At 56.3% G+C, this 18,718-nt stretch carries 17 protein-coding genes; 7 read left to right on the top strand and 10 right to left on the bottom strand.

Translation table 11 applies throughout. The features are described from left to right. Nucleotides 1–28 precede the first annotated feature (28 nt). The 8 genes from CLV83_RS04385 to norR form a co-directional block, all read right to left on the bottom strand. Complete coding sequence (locus tag CLV83_RS04385; protein WP_132288045.1) at nt 29–1,969, bottom strand: TRAP transporter permease; 1,941 nt, start codon at nt 1,967–1,969, stop codon at nt 29–31. A gap of 12 nt (nt 1,970–1,981) precedes the next feature. Continuing rightward, the gene (locus CLV83_RS04380; RefSeq protein ID WP_132288042.1) at nt 1,982–2,917 is read right to left on the bottom strand and encodes a TAXI family TRAP transporter solute-binding subunit; all 936 of its coding nucleotides are present in this window, start codon (nt 2,915–2,917) and stop codon (nt 1,982–1,984) included. 171 nt (nt 2,918–3,088) lie between these two features. Then, a complete protein-coding gene (locus CLV83_RS04375; protein WP_165900234.1) occupies nt 3,089–4,177 on the bottom strand; it encodes an ABC transporter substrate-binding protein in 1,089 nt (362 codons plus the stop codon). Further along, nucleotides 4,174–5,580: a sensor histidine kinase gene (locus CLV83_RS04370; RefSeq protein WP_132288036.1), complete on the bottom strand. Its 1,407-nt coding sequence runs from the start codon at nt 5,578–5,580 to the stop codon at nt 4,174–4,176. The genes CLV83_RS04375 and CLV83_RS04370 overlap by 4 nt, the downstream gene beginning before the upstream one ends. Further along, nucleotides 5,577–6,245 carry a response regulator transcription factor gene (locus CLV83_RS04365; protein WP_132288033.1) on the bottom strand — a complete coding sequence of 223 codons (669 nt, stop codon included), beginning with the start codon at nt 6,243–6,245 and terminating at the stop codon, nt 5,577–5,579. Before CLV83_RS04365 ends, CLV83_RS04370 begins: the two co-directional genes overlap by 4 nt. 202 nt (nt 6,246–6,447) lie before the next feature. Next, nucleotides 6,448–6,867: a hypothetical protein gene (locus CLV83_RS04360; RefSeq protein ID WP_132288030.1), complete on the bottom strand. Its 420-nt coding sequence runs from the start codon at nt 6,865–6,867 to the stop codon at nt 6,448–6,450. A 202-nt stretch (nt 6,868–7,069) separates the two neighbouring features. Further along, the gene (locus tag CLV83_RS04355; protein ID WP_243642272.1) at nt 7,070–8,038 is read right to left on the bottom strand and encodes an HPP family protein; all 969 of its coding nucleotides are present in this window, start codon (nt 8,036–8,038) and stop codon (nt 7,070–7,072) included. Then, the gene (gene norR / locus CLV83_RS04350; protein WP_132288027.1) at nt 8,028–9,611 is read right to left on the bottom strand and encodes a nitric oxide reductase transcriptional regulator NorR; all 1,584 of its coding nucleotides are present in this window, start codon (nt 9,609–9,611) and stop codon (nt 8,028–8,030) included. The genes CLV83_RS04355 and norR overlap by 11 nt, the downstream gene beginning before the upstream one ends. A gap of 164 nt (nt 9,612–9,775) precedes the next feature. On the opposite strand from norR, the gene hmpA reads away from it, so the two are divergent. From hmpA to CLV83_RS04320, 6 genes are all read left to right on the top strand, one after another. Next, the gene (gene hmpA, locus CLV83_RS04345) at nt 9,776–10,957 is read left to right on the top strand and encodes an NO-inducible flavohemoprotein (RefSeq protein WP_132288024.1); all 1,182 of its coding nucleotides are present in this window, start codon (nt 9,776–9,778) and stop codon (nt 10,955–10,957) included. A 201-nt stretch (nt 10,958–11,158) separates the two neighbouring features. After that, nucleotides 11,159–11,410: a putative signal transducing protein gene (locus tag CLV83_RS04340; protein ID WP_132288021.1), complete on the top strand. Its 252-nt coding sequence runs from the start codon at nt 11,159–11,161 to the stop codon at nt 11,408–11,410. Beyond that, entirely contained in the window at nt 11,400–12,191 is a 792-nt protein-coding gene (locus tag CLV83_RS04335; protein WP_132288018.1) for an SDR family oxidoreductase, read from the top strand. Before CLV83_RS04340 ends, CLV83_RS04335 begins: the two co-directional genes overlap by 11 nt. A 74-nt stretch (nt 12,192–12,265) precedes the next feature. Then, nucleotides 12,266–12,742 (top strand): DUF6942 family protein, encoded by a 477-nt coding sequence (locus CLV83_RS04330; protein WP_132288015.1) that lies wholly within the window; start codon nt 12,266–12,268, stop codon nt 12,740–12,742. 294 nt (nt 12,743–13,036) lie between these two features. Further along, nucleotides 13,037–13,243: a transcription antiterminator/RNA stability regulator CspE gene (gene cspE / locus CLV83_RS04325; RefSeq protein ID WP_132288012.1), complete on the top strand. Its 207-nt coding sequence runs from the start codon at nt 13,037–13,039 to the stop codon at nt 13,241–13,243. A gap of 204 nt (nt 13,244–13,447) precedes the next feature. Continuing rightward, on the top strand, nt 13,448–13,642 hold the full coding sequence (locus CLV83_RS04320) for a putative motility protein (RefSeq protein WP_132288009.1): 195 nt from the start codon (nt 13,448–13,450) through the stop codon (nt 13,640–13,642). A 7-nt stretch (nt 13,643–13,649) separates the two neighbouring features. On the opposite strand, the gene CLV83_RS04315 is transcribed toward CLV83_RS04320, so the two are convergent. Together CLV83_RS04315 and CLV83_RS22560 are read right to left on the bottom strand one after the other, a co-directional pair. Beyond that, nucleotides 13,650–14,357: a general secretion pathway protein GspB gene (locus tag CLV83_RS04315; RefSeq protein WP_132288006.1), complete on the bottom strand. Its 708-nt coding sequence runs from the start codon at nt 14,355–14,357 to the stop codon at nt 13,650–13,652. Between the two features lies 1 nt (nt 14,358). After that, on the bottom strand, nt 14,359–16,146 hold the full coding sequence (locus CLV83_RS22560; RefSeq protein WP_207894724.1) for an ExeA family protein: 1,788 nt from the start codon (nt 16,144–16,146) through the stop codon (nt 14,359–14,361). Between the two features lie 287 nt (nt 16,147–16,433). Here CLV83_RS22560 and CLV83_RS04305 point away from each other — a divergent pair, with 287 nt between their 5' ends. Continuing rightward, nucleotides 16,434–17,849 (top strand): sigma-54 dependent transcriptional regulator, encoded by a 1,416-nt coding sequence (locus CLV83_RS04305; RefSeq protein ID WP_132288003.1) that lies wholly within the window; start codon nt 16,434–16,436, stop codon nt 17,847–17,849. Nucleotides 17,850–18,718: the final 869 nt, after the last annotated feature.

Below are 18,718 nucleotides of genomic sequence, written 5' to 3'. Positions count from 1 at the left end.
ACCATCGGCCTTTTTTGTATCGCCAGACTTAATCCGTGGCGAGGCTGGCACGCTGCGAACAGCGATGTTCCAGATGCCCCCGGACCAGCATCGCGACCAGGATAACCATCCCTGCCCCACGGGCAGCCAATACGAACAGATCGGTATTGGTCGCCAGTTCCGGCCAGGCGATCAGCACCGCTGCCACCACATAGAGTGAGCGCTGAGCTGTACTGAGCGTGCTGCCCAACCAGCCCGAGAATCCCACCCCCATGGAGAAGGTCGCCAGGGTGGTCAGTGCGATCGCAACGGCAATGCTGATGCCATCGCCTATCAACAGGATCCCCGGCATGGTGACGAACAGGAAAGGTATCAGCAGTTTTACAAAACCAAGGCGCATCGCCTCCACTGCAGTCTCGTTTGGCTTGGCGCCGGAAATGGTTGCCGCCGCGTAGGCCGCCAGTGCCACCGGTGGTGTAATCGCGGAAACCAGGCCGAAGTAAAAGATGAACATATGGGCGGACAACACGTTCATGCCCAGCTGAGTCATCGCCGGCGCTACCAGCACCGCCAGCAGCAGATAAGCCGCCGAGGTGGGCAGCCCCATGCCGAGGATAAACGATGCCAGAGCGGTCAACAGCAGCACCGCCCAGAGGTTTCCGCCACCGATCTCGATAATCAGGCCGGAAACCATCAGCCCCATACCAGTGAGGTTAAGGATCCCGATGATCACGCCCGCTGAGGCTACCGCCGCTACGATCGGCAGCGTGTTAATCAGCGTATCCTTACAGCATTCCACCAGGTCCACCGGGCCGACACGGGTCAGCTTGCTCCAGGGGCTGATCAACAGGCCGACGACGATACCGAGCACCGCCGCTTGGGTCGGCGACTTACCGGCGATCATCAGGCCGATCAGCGCAATCAACGGCGCCAGCAGATAGCCGCGGCTGCGCAGCGTCTCGCCCAGCAGTTTCAACCCAGCCGCAGTATCGCGTTCCAGGCCCAGGCGCCCCGCTTCCAGGCGTACCGCCAACATCAATGCGAAGAGATAAAGCAATGCCGGCACCAGCGCCGCCAGCGCGACCTCGGCGTAGGGAATACCGATCATCTCTGCCATCAGGAAGGCCGCAGCGCCCATCACCGGCGGCATAATTTGCCCCGCGGAGGATGCCGCCGCTTCAATGGCGCCAGCCAGCTTCGGGCTGTAACCCACCTTTTTCATCAACGGAATGGTAAAGGTGCCTGTGGTGACCACGTTCGCCACTGCGCTGCCGTTCAGAGAACCCAGCAAGGCACTGGAGAGCGCGGCTGACAAACCGGGGCCGCCCTGTACACGACCGGTAAGGCCGCGTGCGATATCGACAAATACCGAACCCGTGCCGATTTTGGTCAGCAGCGTACCAAACAGACCGAAAAGAAATATGTATTCAACGGCTACGCCCATGGGGACGCCATAGACCCCTTCCGTGGACAGCATCAGCGTTGAGGTGAGCCGGTCCAGACCATAGCCACCATGGCCATATTTACCGGGGATCAGGTAACCGAACCAGGCGTACAGAAACGCCAGCGCCATCAGCACCACCAGCGCCCAGCCCACGGCGATGCGTACGAACAGGAACACCACGCTGATCAGCGCCAGGAACACCCAGGTATCCTCGGGGACCGACATGGCGCCGCGCATGATGATATCCATGTAGCTGTGCCAGAGGTACGGCCCCGGAATCAGCGCGACAAACGCCAGAATATAAAGTGGAATCCGTGCCCAGCGCCCCATCTGCAGGGCGTAATAGATTAGACCGGCACAGGCCACCAGGGAGAAAAAGCTCGAGCGCAGCAGCAGCGCGGTGATACCGCCATAGTAAGCGCCATAAAGCACCAGCGCCGCCACGGCTGTAGCGAGCAGACAAAACAAACCGGAAAATACGCCACGCTCAATGGAGCCCCCCTGAGGGGACTCCAGCAGCAGGCGCGACAGATTAAACTGCGCCATCACAGCCCCCTGTTATTGAGCTGACTGATCGAAGTACTTCTGTGCACCGGGGTGCAGCGGGATCGGCGTCTGCGTCGCGGTTTCCGGCTGAATCTCTTTCGCCAGAGGATGCACCTGCTGCAGCTCCTCCAGGTTGGAGAAGATGGCGTTGGTGATATCGTAGATTTTGCTCTGATCGGCACTGCCGCTGGCAAACAGGACCGCCGGATCGTTGATCACGCTGATCTCTTCAGTCTGATCGGAATAGGTACCGGCTTTCAGGGTGTAGGACTGGTAGAACGGATATTTCTCGATCAGGCCAGAAAGGACGCCCGCATCGGCAGAGAGCAGACGCATATCGGCCTGTGAATCCAGGTCGATCAAAGAGGCTGTCGGCGCACCGGCCAGCACAACTGCGGCATCAACCTGCCCATCGTTCAGCGCTTTGACACCCTCGGTGTAGGAGAGGAAACGCGGCGTAATATCGTCAAACACGCCATAAGCCTGTAGCAAACGGGTCGCCAATACTGCAGCGTTGCTTCCCGGTGGGCCGATGCTGACGCGTTTGCCCTTCAGATCGTCAAAGGATTCGACACCTGTCCCATCCACGGTAGCAACCTGCAGCACGGCAGGATAGAGATAAGCGATAGCGGCCACGTCCAGCGAACCACGCGCCTCGAACGGGCCTTCGCCATGCTTGGCTTCATAAAGTGTGGAGGAGGATGAGAAACCGAGCTGCATCTGCCCGGCGGCAACACGGTGGTTGTTTTCCACCGACGCGCCGGTCACTTCAGCGCGGGCGGTCACACCGTCCAGATGCTTGTTGATCACTTCAGAGATACCGGCACCGATCACATAGAAAAGTCCGCCGGTGCCGCCGGTACCGATAGAGATACGATCATCGGCAGAGACTGCGCCTGCTGACAGGCTGAGGGAAAGCACTGTCGCGGTCATTACGCGTTTCAACATGGTTAGCTCCAATTTTGCTTATTGTTGTCGCGGGTCTCAGGTCAGAGAACAAGGGGGTATGAGACCCGCGATCATCAAATTATTGGTGCAACCTTTCACGAACCTTTCACGGATTATTTAGCGGCGATTTTTTTCTACGCGCTTTTCGGTGGGGACTTCTGGGTATCGATCTTATGGAGCGCTGTCAGTCGCCGGTTTCTGCTGCGGGTAGACCGCAGCCCGCCACTCATTAAGTAACAGCCGGCGCTTTTCCGCATCGGTCTGCAGCAACAACTGCAGGCTTAGAGGGATCGGCCTGAAGATGCCGTGGCTCTTCTCACGCAGGAACGCAAAGGTATCACTGCTGCCCGCTTCACTGATAACCGGGATCAAGCCGGTCTGCTCACCCAGCCTCGCCTGACCTGAGGTCGACAGCAGGTCATCGAGAAAACGCCGGGCCGCTTCCGGATGCTGCGCCGATTTCGGAATCAACGCAGTGCGCATCAGGACCGAGGTATAGTCCGCGGGCATCACCGTGGTTATCCAGGGATAGCGGTTTGAGAAGTCGAAAGCGTAGGAACCCACCAGGTTATAGGCGATAAATATCTCCCCCTTAAGCAGCGCCTGCAGCACAGACTCGCTGTCCGGGTAAAGACGCAGGTGAGCATTACCAAAGGTTTCCAGCAGCTGTCCGTAGGTACGCGACTGCCGGCTGTCATGCGCCCAGGTCAGGTAGCCCAGCCCCACGGTTTCGATATCGGTCATGCCGATTTTCCCATCCACCAGCGGGCCCTTGGCACGGATCAGCTGCAGCAGCTGGTCCCGGCTTTGCGGCAATTCGGCTCCCGCCAGCAGATCCCGGTTGATCACCATAACGATGGGTTCAAAAGCGTAAGCAAACAGCTCATCACGCCACTGGGCCCATTCCGGCAGTTCACGGATAACGTCGGAGCGATAAGGCTGGGCGTAGCCGTCATTCACCAGCTTAAGCTGCTGCTCCATGGCAGAACTCAGGATCAGATCAGGCGAGCCCCCCTGCTCTTTGGTGGCCAGCCGAGAGACCTCGTTGGTCATCCGTTCGGTATAACGCACTACCAGCCCCTCACGTTCGGCAAAGCTCTGCAGAAACGGAGCGATCCTGGCAACGGGAGCAACACCGGAGATAACCAGGTCGGGAGAAGCGTCAACGTTGGCCGGCTTAAATACCTCGGTGGTAGCGGCCTGCGCGCCGCCAATCGCGACCAGACAGAAGCCGAGCAGCAATGAGGTCAGCGCTTTCAATGAATGGCCTCCCCGTTGAATCGCACCCGCACAACCAGACCCTGAGGTTGATTATCATACAGCTCCAGTTCGGCTCCATGGTACTGAGCCACCTCCCGGGCGATGCTCAGGCCCAGCCCGCTGCCCGGTTGATCTATGTTGCGGCTGCGATAGAAGCGTTCGAAGACGCGGGGTTTCTCCTCATCACTGATACCCGGCCCTTGGTCACTGACCTCGAGCTCCGCACCGGCGCCAGCCGCCGTCAGGCGAAGAGTCACCAGACTGCCGGCGGGGCTGTACTTGACTGCGTTTTCAACCAGGTTGCGAATCATCTGCTCAAGCGCAAAGGCGTCTCCGGTGACGCTTACATCCTCGTCGCCCTCATAAACCAGCTCGACCCCACGATCCAGCCCCCAGATCACCAGTGAACGACATACCTCGGTGGCGATCTGCCGCAGGGATACCTTCACCCGCGGCTGGCTTTGAAAACGGTGAGTTAGGTTGGCGTGCTGCAGCAGTTGATTGACGGTTCGTGTCAGGCTCTCGCTGCACTCCAGCACATGACTCAACTGCCGCTGGCGGATCTCGGGGTCTGGCTCATCCAGAGCGTTCTGCGCCTGGGAGTGGAGCCCCGCCAGCGGCGTACGGATCTGATGCGCCGCCTCAGCGGTAAATCGCTTGAGCCGATCCAGAGAGATCTGCAGCTGCGCCATGAAGTAATTAAGGGTGTCGAGCAGTGGCGCTATCTCCCGAGGCACATCATTTCCCAGGGGCTGTAGATCCGTGGGCGAACGCTCGGCGATGGCGTGCTGCAGACGATTAAGCGGTCTTAACACGCGCCAGATTCCCAGCATCAAAAGCGCGAGCGTGAGCACAAAAAACAGTGCGACAAACTGAAGGACAAACCAGCCCACTTCATCGGCAAGCGCCTTTCTTGCCTTCAGCGTCTGGCCAACCACGATGTAAACGGTTTCAGCGTTATCCGCCTCGATCAGCCGCTTGGCGACACCGAGAAAACGCACCATTTCGCCACGGTAATCGACATCGTAAAGCGTGGGTTGAAACTGCCCTTCCCGGTCGCGCGCTTCAAGCAAAGTATCGAAAGGAACGGAAGGCAGATCCGAGTAGCCGGTCACTACCCGTTTACCACTATCGATGATGGCGTAAAAAGCGCGATCCCGCGGTGCCATCGCCAGCATGTCGAATGCCGACGCGGGCAGGTCCGCCACCACACGGCCATCGAGCATATGGATATTCTCGGAGATCTGCAGCGCGGCGCCGCGCAGCAACCGGTCGTAGGAGAGCCTGGCCGCCCGATCCGCATAAAGGTGTGCAGACCAGAGCGCGGCGCCACCCACAACAACCAGCACCATGGAGGTCATCAGCAACATCTGGCGACGGATAGAGCCGCGGCGCTCACTCATTTGGATTGTTCTAGCAGGTAACCCAGACCGCGAATGGTCCGGATCTGGATATCGCTCCCCTGCAGCAGCTTGCGTACACGGGTCACATAGATCTCAATAACGCTGGGGTTAGGGTGCTCATCAAAGCTGTATATATGCTCCAGCAGCGCCTCTTTACTCCAAACCCTTTTGGGCTCGTTCATAAAGATCTCCAGCAGTCGAAACTCTCGTGATTTCAACTCTACCGGTTTACCCGCTACGCTGAGGCTGCACGCACGGCGGTCCAGCACCACGTTGCCGAAGCTGACCTGATCTCTCGCCTGCCCCTGGTTGCGTCGCAACAGGGCGCGCATGCGGGCTTCCAGCTCTCCAAAATCGAAAGGTTTGGTCAGGTAGTCATCGGCGCCGGCATCCAGCAGCTGGATGCGATCTTCGATCTGATCGCGGGCGGTCAACACCAGTACCGGCGTGGTGTCATTCTGCCGACGCAGACTGTTCAGCACCGCTTCGCCGCTGGTATCCGGCAGGTTAAGGTCGAGCAGCACCAGGTCGTAGGGCTGAAGTTTGATCAGCGAAACGGCTTCAGCACCGCTCCTGGCCAGATCCACGCCCTGCCCGCTGCGGCGCAGGCGCTGGGTAAGCGACTCTCCCAGAATGATGTCATCTTCTACGACCAGTAAACGCATGAACCCTGATCCGCCTCATATCCCTAAGTGGCCGCAGGGTAAGCGAAAGCGTTTACCGGGTACAAATTCAAAATCCGCCGGGATCATCAGTTTAGCGCGAGATAGCTAGAGCTTGGCTGCGCCGCGAGCCATCCTGACGGGGCAACAAATCTCACCGATTTAACCCCAACCCCGCCACGGAAGAGATTATTGAACTTGGTTCTTAGATCAGGTGACGCGCCAGGAACATCAGTCGCAGGCGTTCCGCCAGTTCGATCTCGAGATGCTTGATATCTTCATCATCGGTAGGTGCCGGCATATCCCATTCAACCACTTCAGTGTCCGTAAAATACTCATCCAGTTTTGCGCCGATAGCGGGCGATGCATGGGTTTTATCACTCAGCACCACAATCAACCCTATCCCTTCAGCCGATAAATCGGCGAGCTCCGCCACCGCCTTTGGCGCCGCCCCTGTCAGATTAACTATCGTGCTCTCAACCTCGGGAGTCATTGGCAAGGCATCCAGCCCCGCACAGAAGGCTTCAACCTTCGGCGCTGCAATGCGCTCAGCAAGCGCTGCGGCCAAAGGTGCACGTACAGAGTTGTGACGACAGAAAAACAGGATTCTTAACACGCTGGGCATGGTTGGCTCTCTTATCGGGAATTTCAGAAAACTACAGTCCGTTTTCCGCCTTACACGCTCTGGCTGAAGCTCTATGCTGCTCTTTATGCGCTTTCTATGCTGCTTTTTATGCAGTCATGCCAGATGCGCTATCAGCTGTTTACTGGCTACGCGTTTCATTTTCGTGACTGCGCTCAAAACGATGACCGCTATCGCTTAGCCGTCAGTCTGGCGTCTGGATAACCAACCGCACCCAGCGCTCGCCAGTGAACTCCACCGGAAAACCGACCCACTCCCGGAACTCTCTGAGCGTGCAGCTGCCCGTGCCATAACTGCCGTCACCGGCCACTGTTTTGAAGACCAGCCGCTCACGCTCAATGGCCATATTTTCGGGCCCATCGAGGATCTGGCGGATCGCCCATTTTTCGCCGTACAAGCCATTGCTGTAATAACGCCCCACTTTCAGGCTGATCGACTCCTGCCGTGACTGCGCCGCATGCTCAACCGCCAGGTCAAACAGCTGCGCGAGCTCCTCGGAAGTGACATCAACATAGGAGTCGAGCTTTTCCATAGCAGCGGCCAGATCTTCATGGGTCAGCATGCTGCTCTGCCGATCCATCACCGGTACACCGGCATTCGCGGGCCGCCGCGCCAAGACCGCCGGATAACGGCGCCAGTGGAACAGCGCGTTAAACAGCACCGCGACGCTGAGCATGCAGATCAGGTTCAAAAGCACCGGCGTAAACAGGTAAGCGTATCCGAGCGCGTGAACCGACTCCCCGCCTACGACTGCGGTCAACGCTGTTGCGCCACCCGGTGGATGGATACAGCGCAGATAGTGCATCGCGGCGACAGCCAGGCCCACCGCCAGCGCCGGCGTCATTGGATTATCCGGTAACAAAATCTGGCAGCTGACACCGATGGCACCCGAAACCAGGTGACCTACCAAAACCGCCCAGGGTTGAGACAAGGCACCATGGGGTACGGCGAATAGCAGTACCGCAGTAGCTCCCATGGACGCGACCATCAACGCGCCGCTGTGCGATTCGAGGTACCAGTGGGAGATGTAATAAACCAGCACGATACTGAGCATGGCGCCAAGACCGGAGATCAACTTCTCCGTATGGCTGGTGTTGTTGTCGCCAAGACCCAGAAGGGCTCTCAGGCTCCCTTCATTTCGCTCAGACTTCACGCTTCATCTTCTCCACATCGATACCCAGTCGTTTCAGCAGCCGGTTAAAGTTGCCGGGGTCCAGCCCCAGTACCTTGGCTGTCGCCGTTCGGTTGTAAGCTTTTTCACGCAGAGCCCTGGTGATCAGCTCGCTCTGAAAGCGATCCGTGGCCTCGCGCAGAGTCTGCTGTTCTCCCAACGCAGCAGTTTGCATTGGAATCACACCCTCGCTCCCGGCGCTTTGGCTGAACTCATCCACAGCCGGCAACGCCAATAGATCCGCTCCCAGGGATAGCACGCCGCCGGTCTGACGACGGGTTGCGGAAAGACGCAACACCGCCCGACTTATGAGGTGCTCAAGCTCGCGCACATTTCCCGGCCAGCTGTAACCGAGTAGCGCGGTGCGCGCACTTTGTGCCAGACGCAGAGAGCCAAGCCCAAGCTTGCGTCGGTTAAACTCCAGAAAGTGCCCCGCCAGCAGAAGAATATCCCGGCCACGCTCGCGTAGCGGCGGTACCTGCACCGGATACACACTGAGGCGATGGTAGAGATCGGCACGAAAACGACCGTTGGCGACCTCCTGTTTGAGATCACGGTTGGTCGCGGCAACAACCCGCACATCGACCTGGTGATAGCTATCGCTGCCAAGACGTTGCACCTCTCCCGCCTGCAGGGCTCGAAGCAGTTTGGGCTGCATCGCCAGCGGCAGTTCGCCAACCTCATCAAGGAACAGCGTGCCGCCATCGGCCAGTTCGAACTTTCCGGTTCTGGCCCCCGTGGCGCCGGAAAACGCGCCTTTGGTGTGACCAAAGAGTTCACTTTCGATCAGGCTCTCCGGTAGCGCAGCGCAGTTCACATAGACCAAGGGCGCCTCTGACCTGGCCGAGCCCGCATGCAGATGGCGGGCGACCAGCTCTTTACCCGTCCCGGTTTCACCGCTGATCAGCACCGCCAGATCGGAATTGGCTACCAGGTCCAGTTCGTCGAGCAGCGCTTTGATCGCCGGGCTCTCACCAACCATTTCGCTGCGTCCGATATCGGATGCCAGCAGGCGGGCCACCTCGTTCTCTTTACGAACCTGCACCTCCAGTGACTGGATCAGCGCGGCTACGCGGATCGATGCTTCTGCCAGGCGCACAAAAGCTCTGAGTTCCAGCGGATCGATCCTGTCGAAGACACCTGGGGTCAAGGAGTCCAAAGTCAAAACGCCCCAGGGCTGATCGTCGATATACAGCGCCACGCCCATACAGTCGTGCACATGCAGCGTCATATTGGGCGCATCGATCAAACCATCGTAGGGATCCGGCAGCTCTGAATCCGCCTCAAAGCGAACCAGCTCCCGGCTTAGCAGGATACGCGCCAGACGTGGGTGCTCTTCCACCATGAACGAGCGCCCCAGCGTATCTTCCGATAAACCACTGATAGCGAGCGGATGCAGCACCGAGCCACGCAGTTGCAGCAGCGCTACGGCATCACAGGGAAAGAGTTGATCTATCGACGCTACCAAACGCTGAAAACGGGTTTCAGCAGGCATTTGTTGCGACAGGTCGGCGACAATGGAAATCATCGACTCGGCTATAGAAAATGATGTCATTACGACTTCCAAATTGTTCTTTTAACAATATTTTTAACAAGTCATATCAACAATATATTCATAAGATGCGCGTGATATCAATGAATCACGAGCTGGCACGATATCCGCTATCTAGCCTCTGACCGAAAACGGCCTCAGTGCCTTACTACCCTCAGGAGAGATCTATGCTGTCAGAGCAGTCCAGAGCGATCATCGACGCCACGCTACCGGCGGTGAAAGAAAACGCGCGCAACATCACCGAGGTGTTCTACCCGCTGATGTTCCAGCGCTACCCTCAGGTCAAAACCTATTTCAATGAAGCTCACCAGGCTCAGGGCACACAGCGCCAGGCCCTGGCCAATGCCGTGGTCGCCTACGCCAGCAATCTGGACCGGCTGGAACTGCTCGGTGACGCGGTCTCACTGATCGTGCACAAGCACGCCTCGCTGAACATTCTGCCGGAGCACTACCCCATCGTCGGCGAATGCCTGCTGGCGGCCATCAAAGAAGTGTTTGGCGACGTTGCTACCGAAGAGGTACTCAACGCCTGGGGCGAAGCGTACCAGCAACTTGCAGACATTCTTATCGGCGCCGAAGAGAGTGTTTACCAGGCTAATGAACAGCAGCCCGGCGGCTGGCGTGGCGAGCGCGAATTCCGCCTGATCAAAAAAGAAAAGGAGAGCGAGGTGATCACCTCCTTCTACTTTGAAGCAGCCGACGGCAGCGCCATCGCTTCTTTCAAGCCGGGCCAGTACATCACCCTGGTTCTCGAGATCGACGGCGAAACCACCCGTCGCAACTACTCGCTATCCGACACCCCAGGCCAGCCCTACTACCGTATCAGCGTAAAACGCGAAGCGGGTGGCCGCGTTTCTAACTATCTTCATGACAATCTGAATATCGGCGATAGCGCCCGACTGACGCCGCCCTGCGGTGATTTCGTCCTTAGCGAAAGCGAACGCCCGCTGGTGCTGCTCTCCGGCGGTGTCGGGCTGACACCAACGCTGAGTATGCTGCGCCCTGCTCTGACCTCTGGCCGTGAAGTACATTTCATTCACGGCGCGCTGAACAGCGCCACCCATGCGTTCAAGGAGAGCGTCAATAAACTTGGCGAAGAGTTCGACAACCTGCGGATCAGTTACTGCTACAGCGAGCCGCTGCCGGAAGACGGCGAGTTCGCGACCGGTCTGCTGGATCAGGCCCGCCTTGAATCCCTGCTGCCTCTGGAGAAAGAGCCGGAAGTCTACTTCCTCGGGCCGCGACCGTTCATGCAGTCCTGTTACCGCAGCCTTAACGCACTGAACATTCCGGCGGAACGTCTGCGTTACGAGTTCTTCGGCCCACTCGAAACCTTCGACGCTGCCTGATCCCCCAACCTGAGGCCCGATCAGGTCGACGCCGGTGACGATGTTGCTCTTGGAAAGAGGTCAATATCGCACCGGCTTTTCCCGTCCAATCCCCCCACTCAACATCCGCCTCAGACGCCAAACCCTGCGTTGCGGCTACAGTGTACTCTTCCAACCGTGGTACATTTATTGGCTACAACAGGGCGTTAAGGGGATCACCTTATGCAGATCGTCTACCAGGCGCAGGATATTGCCGAAGCCCATATTGTCGCCGGAATGCTGCGTGCCAACGGTATCGAAGCACACGTGGCCGGGCATTATCTGCAGGGCGCGCTGGGAGAGGTCGGTACCTTCAACCTGGCCCAGGTGAAGGTCGACGGATCTGATTTCATGAACGCCCGTATCCTTATCGAAGAATACGAACACAACACCTGTAATCCAAACAATCACAACGAGGAGCAGCATGGACCTTAATCTCAAAGGCAAGGTGGTGATGGTTGCCGCCGCCAGCAAGGGTATGGGATACGCCACCGCGCTGGAGTGCGCGCGCGAAGGCGCTATTGTTTCCATGGCGAGCCGCGATAAGGACGCCATCGAAGCCGCCGCCGAAACCATCCGTCAGGAAACCGGCGCCCAAGTTAAGGCATACACCTTTGATGCTAAAGATGGTGACAGCATCGCCCAGTGGGCAGAAGCGACACTGAAGGAGTTGGGCCCCGTTAAAGGTCTGCTGGTCAACGCCGGCGGCCCGCCCACCGGTCAGTTTGAAAGTTTCAGCGACGATGACTGGCAAAACGCCTTTGAGCTCACACTGATGAGCTCGGTGCGGATGATCCGCGCGGTGCTGCCAACCATGCGCGAATCTGGCGGCGGTTCTATCCTGGCGATCACCTCCTCTTCGGTGAAAGAGCCTATCGATATCCTGCTGCTCTCCAACGTGATGCGCTCTGGCGTCACCTCGCTGTTCAAGTCTCTGTCGCAGCAGTTGGGCCCAGAAAACATCCGCTTCAACACCATGATTCCGGGCAAGATAGATACCGACCGACTGCGCGGCACGATCAAGGCGCAATCCGCCAAGCGCGGTATTTCGGAAGAAGAACTGAGCAAGGATATGTCCGCACAACTGCCGCTGCAGCGTTTCGGTACCGCGGAAGATGCCGGCAAGGCCTGCGCCTTTCTGCTCTCTGACGCATCCAGCTACATCACCGGCGTATCCCTCGCTGTGGATGGTGGTCTGATCAAGACCGTCTGGTAAAACGCCTGAGCAGCATGAAGCCTTTCATGCTGCTCAACCTATTCAGCCTCTGACCGCCGCGAATCCGATCTTTGATGAGTATTTCTGCGAGCCAACGCCTGGGGACCCCTGCTCCCCGTTTAAGTGTCTATATCCCCCATGAGCCTGCCAGTATCGACGCCTGTATCGCCGACACCCGAATCACGACACTCCTCGCCCAGAACTCTAACCACTGGCGCAAGATTGTTAACCTGGCGGCCAAAGTAGCGTCACCGGACGATGACTGGCGTAGCTTCCGAGACGCGTACTTTTTCAATCAGGTCGCGCTGGTGTTCGCCCCGGAGCTTGAACAAACCGATGGCTGGCACTGGATCGGAGGCAAGGAAAACCAGACCCGCTTCGGTATGACCAATCTTTCGGCATCACCCTTACCGGGAACAGATGACCTTTTCGTCATTCCCGAACAGAAGCTTTTGCTCACGCCCTACCCCGATTACCGGCAGTTGAGCAATCAGAAGGTTGCGATGATTCGTGAGGCATTAGAGACGCTTGGATTTTATTCTGTGCGTTAAAACGGCTAAAAACGCTGGAGCCAGCGCCGTTAGCGGGATTACCGCGACTAAATTTCTAAGAAGCGGACCTCAGCGCTGTTTATCCATAAAAATAAAACAGTATTTTGTTGACTCCACCCCACCCACCTGTAGACTCAATGCCGCTAGCAAGTAAGTTTCCGAATTATGTAACACCCTTGACGTCCTGCTTCTGTAGTCCGTCCTGTTCTCATAAGTTCGATACAACTTCCCAGCACCTCCGCCAGAGACTCAGGTCGAAGGCACACACTTATTTGAAAAACAGGATTTAAGACTATGTCTACCGTTACCGGCACCGTTAAGTGGTTCAACGAAACTAAAGGCTTCGGCTTCATCTCCCAGGAAAACGGCCCGGACGTTTTCGCTCACTTCAGCGCTATCCAGGGTTCTGGTTTCAAAACCCTGGCTGAAGGCCAGCAGGTTGAGTTCACCGTTACTCAGGGCCAGAAAGGTCCTCAGGCTGAGAACATCGTTGCTCTGTAAGTAACGTTGGCCGTCTTTGAAGACGGTGAAAGCTAAAAAAAAGGAAGGCTCAGGCCTTCCTTTTTTTGTGCGCGTTTTTCTTAACTGGATGAAAAACATTCAGCTAGCGTCTCTTTTAAGAGACATACAAATCCCTTAGTATCAGGGAAAGTGCTACTTGGGCAGGTAGCGCGGAATACTACTTATATCGCTGGAGTATCAACCATGGATATTGCAGGCACCGCCACCAGCTTGAGTCAGCTGGATATGGCAACCCAACACGCGACTAAAATGACCAAAATGGCTAACGACCAGATCGACATGCAGGGTCAACAGGTGATGCAGTTGCTGCAGTCTACGACAACCCGTCCGGTCGACCCATCCAGCCCACTTGGGCAGAATATCGATATCGAAGTCTAAAGTGCTGTTACCGCGCCGGTACCTTGAAGCGCTGGCCCGCGTAGTTAAACACTACGGCCCGTGGAATAATCGCTTCGATATTAAGGTCCGGCGCTACGCGCTGCCCTTCCCGCATCATGCGGTCATTCAGCTTTACCATCCTGCCAGACCGGCTCTCCGAATAGATATGCACGCTGAACTTAAGCTCCGGGATCTCCCGCTGGGTTGAGACAGGTAACTGGCGCAGGTAGGGCAGATCCGCATAAGGATCAGGCGGAGATATTTCAGCCGCTGCTGCCTCAGCCGTTTCCACCGGCGTAGCGGTTCTGCGCGGTTGCGGCGCCGTCATCGACCTCTCGCGGATAGTTAAACTGGCAGGCTGCACACTGACATCGGGGCGCGACTGGGTTTCGGGCGGATTGATGATCAATTTAACCCCGCGCATATCCGGTTCATTCGATTCCACTCCAGGCAACAGCTTGGCACGGATCTCAGTGCCGCTGGACTCTGAAACCGGCACGGCCTGAACAGCAGGTTCTATTGCCGGGCGGTTGGCCAGATACCAACCTGCGCCCACGATGACCGCGAAAGCGCCAATGTAAGCCAGACGACGTACCGGTTTCTTAGGGGGCAATGATACAGCCACAGAAGCCCGGGTCGGCTCAGTGGACTCTACCGATTTGATTCTATTGCGCTCCTGCTCGGAATCCTTGAGCGCCTGCAGGATAAAGGACATCTTAGCGCCCCTCCCCAGCCAGCCTGGGCTGATTATCCAACGCGGCGTTGTTCAACTGAATCAAAGTACGGGGACCAGCGACCCCATCCACGTTCAAACCTTTACTGGACTGAAACTCCTTAACCTGTGCAATCAGGCCTGGCCCGTAAGCCTTACGCGGTTCGGTAGTCAGTACCTGGTTATTGATCCGTGCCATCTGCTTGTCCAGCCATGCCACGTCATCACCGTAGGCGCCTGGCCAGATCGGTGTTGCATATCCCGGTGGCGGCCGCCATAGCAATGTGAACTGCCCCTGCCACCCCGCTGCAAGTTCTTCCGCGCTCAATACCCGCTCTGTTCCCGATAGATACACTCGCGCCTGAGCGTCGGAAAGAGACATTATCAGCAGGTCATAGGCGCGGCCTTCGTGGGCTATACGGGTCACCACAGGGCGATCAATCTGTTTGAGCAGATCCACATCACCGTTCAGCGTAAGGCAGGCGAGATCATGAAAAGCGGCAAAATCACACACCACCGGCTGCTGTCTCGGGTCATAATCGATACCCCAAACATTGAACAGGCGACGGTAAGCCTGAACCAGCGCCAGGTCACGGTCGGACTGCTCTGGCCAACTCGCAGACGGCAGACCGATAGCCGGGGAATCCGCTGTTTCAGAAGCGGGACGATCCGACTCTGCTGAAACGGAAGTGAACTGCAGGGATGCGAGGGAGAAATCCGACACCTGTGCCTTACCGCCCAGCGCTCTGGTATCCGCCAATTCAGCCTGAGTATCGCCCTCACGCTCGTCCGGTTTGCCAGCAGCAGGTGCTGGTAGTTCTGCCAGAGTGATCGGGCGATCTCGCAACACCGGTTTTGCAACTGGCGCCGCGGGCTCCACCGCGACATCGCCGAACAACCCACGTACAGAAGCGCTAAGTTCCGCTACGCTACCCTCTTGATACAGCGCGGACAGAGCAAAGCCTGTCCCCCAGGCCATCAAGCCGATCACCACCGCTGCTGCAAGAATTCCCCGTTTACTCTGCGCTGCCGGAATCCGGACCGGCAGATCCTCACCAAGAACCTCCTCCGCCGCCTTTTTCAGCGTTTCCATACTCACTTCGTTCTGCTTCTGCACATAGGTGCCGAGCAGAGCCCGGTCGCTGATCAGGTTAATCAACCTGGGAACGCCGCCAGAGAGGCGGTACAACTGTTTTAACACGGGGTCAGGGAATACGGGCCGGTTAAGCCCAGCTACGGCGAGTCGATGCTGCATATACAGCGGTAGGTCCTGGGGAGAGAGCGGCCCCAGATGAAACCGCGCAGTGATGCGCTGTGAAAGCTGGCGCAGATCATCCCGCGCCAGCATATCAAGCAGTTCCGGCTGACCCACCAGAATCACGTTAAGTAGCTTATGCTCACTGGTTTCCAGATTGGTCAGCAGGCGCACCTGTTCGAGAAGCTCCACGGATAGCTGCTGTGCTTCATCAATTAACAGAACGGTGTTGCGGCCCTGGGCGTAGCGTTGTAGCAGCTCCCGGTAGATACCATCCACCTGGCCCTTTACCGTTGACCGGTCAGTCCGGTCGTCGATGCGTAGCTCTTCACTAATGGTTTCGAGCAGTTCCTGAACGGTCAAACGGGGGTTAAGGATCAACGCCACATCAGAGGAATCCTCTGCCAGCTGTTCAAGAAGCTGACGTGCCACCGTGGTCTTGCCGGTGCCCACCTCTCCAGTAAGCAGTACAAAGCCACCATCAATGCTGATGCCATAGAGCAGATGTGCGAGCGCTTCCTGATGCTGTTCACTCATGAACAGGTAGCGGGGATTCGGTGCTATCGAGAAGGGCGACTCGCGTAAGCCAAAATAGTTACAGTACATAACAAGTGCCAATCGCTTGACTCAATTACTGTTCACTATAGTCAGCAAATGACCATCTGGAGTCCCAAAACCGGTACATTAGGCTGATGAAATATTTGCACTACAGATAAACATCACGTGCAAAGTTGTCTCTTTTATACACCAGCTGACAACTATACTTCTCACCATAAACATCGTGTCGAATGCACGTCAGTTTCGCATTTTCAGGACACATAACTATGGAAATCTATAAAACGAGGGAACACCCAAGAACAATAGCGCAAAGGAAAGCCCTGTTTTTAAACCTTGATTCCGGCAACACTATTGCCGATGAGCTGGCCCTATTGCATGGCTGGCAGTTACATGAGGTTAACAGCCTGGAACAGGCCGATAAGGCCCTATTACAACAGAATTATTTTGTCGGCATGGCCCATTTTGACTGGTCAGACCCTTCGGTTCACCAGGCCCTTTCGACCTTTTTTCAGCAGCATAACCAGATAGCCTGGATCGCTCTGATTCGTCCTGAATTTTTAAGAGACGTAGGCTTGCGCCGCGCGCTTTTCGAAAACTTTTACGATTATTTTTCCCTCCCGCTTGCAGATAATCTCAGCAACCTGGAAACCGTTCTGGGTCATGCCTACGGCATTTATCACCTGCAGCAATTGGAAAGTGATGAGCCCGGCATCAACGATGAATTCCAGATGGTCGGCACCAGCCAGGAAATGCTGTCGATCTTTGACCAGGTCCGCAAAGTCTCAAAAACCGATGCGGCGGTGTTGATTACCGGAGAAAGCGGTACCGGCAAGGAGCTGATCGCCCGCGCGATTCATCAACGCTCGAAACGCGGCGCTTACCCCTTCGTCGCGGTCAACTGCGGCTCACTGCCGGAAACGCTGATCCACTCCGAGCTATTCGGCTACGAAAAAGGCGCCTTCACCGGCGCAGCGCAGCGCCGACTCGGCCGTATCGAAGCCGCTGATCAGGGATCGCTGTTTCTCGATGAGATTGGTGATCTCGATCTGAACCTTCAGGCGCACCTGCTCCGGTTTCTACAGGAAGGAACCATTGAGCGGCTCGGTAACAATACCCCGATGCAGGTGGATGTACGGGTTATCGCAGCGACTAATATCGATCTCACTAAAGCGGTTGAACAGGGCCGCTTCCGTGAAGACCTGTTTTATCGCCTCAGCGTACTCAACATCGAGCTCCCTCCCCTGCGCAGTCGCGGCGAGGACAAAGAGCTACTGGCCCGCTTCTTCTTTAAAAAGTTCGCCAGCGATCATAACGGCCAGCTTCGCGGTTTCACCGATGAAGCGATCGATGCGATCAATCACCACACTTGGCCAGGCAATGTGCGCGAGCTGATCAACCGCGTCCGCCGTGGCATGATCATGAGCGATAATAAGCTGATTACGCCGCAGGACCTCAACCTCTCTTCTGAGATCGTGGCGAAAGCAGAGCCGATCCGTACACTAAGTGAAGCGCGTTCAGAGGCCGAGAAGCGCGTCATATGCGTGACGCTGGAACGGTTCAACCACAACATATCCCGCGCAGCCAAAGCACTGGGTGTCTCACGGGTAACGCTGTACCGGATGATGGAAAAGCATCACCTGGACACCAAGGAAAACAGCACCAATTCACTCCAGCATAGCTAGCGCCCGTGGCCACCCTGGTCTCCCCTGTACGAATCCCGTTACATATTTACATTGCCGGGCGCTGAAAAACCCTCTCCTCCCAGCCGAATCCCTTCTATATCAATCCACTAACCACTCTGGCCCGTATGCTGCAGCAATTCTGTACCATCGGAAGAGAGCTCCCTATGGAAAAACGATACCGGCGTATGTTGCTCAAACATCGCCTAATCCAACAGGAAGAAGCCGACCGGGAACGTCTCGAAAACTCCAGCGGATCTGATCGTACGCTTGACTGGAGTGACAGCACTCGGAGTAAAGAAATGAACAGAGTACGCACCTGGCGCCAGATCAAGCCCATATTCCATACCATTGAAGGCCAGCAGAGCGAAATCCATATCACCCTATGGGACGAAATTGATAACTAGTTATAACTAAAAAATCTAGTTAAAAGTTCATAACAGCTAGCCAAAAACCTGTTTAACAAACGTTACATTCCAACCTATCTGCTTGTATCTAAAAACCTGCAAATCCCCTCAATAATATCATCTCTCCTCTATTATTAGTTTCAAATACTTTACAAAAATTTCCGGAAAAATAATTACTGTAAATTTAAAGTTACACATGACGCTTTGTCGACTAATACGTTTTCAATCTTCTTACAAAATCCAGCATTTAAAATTCAATTATCGTCCTGATATGATCCACCCAGAATTCAAACGTAACACGGGATTAACAAGACACTCATCCGCTGTAAATCATTGTTCAGAAATGTACAGCGTATTAATTGAACAGGTTTATACCGGTGTTTGCCGTTGCACGTTCTGTATACCGGTAGTGCAAAGCACCGAAGCGAACGTTACACGATTGAAACAACCTATTTAACTGTAAGA

Origin of the sequence: Marinobacterium mangrovicola, from assembly GCF_004339595.1 — a bacterium.
In the GTDB taxonomy this organism is placed as follows: Bacteria; Pseudomonadota; Gammaproteobacteria; order Pseudomonadales; family Balneatricaceae; genus Marinobacterium_D; species Marinobacterium_D mangrovicola.
The sequence above is the reverse complement of the archived record's forward strand: the minus strand, read 5'-3'. Positions and strand labels throughout refer to the sequence as shown.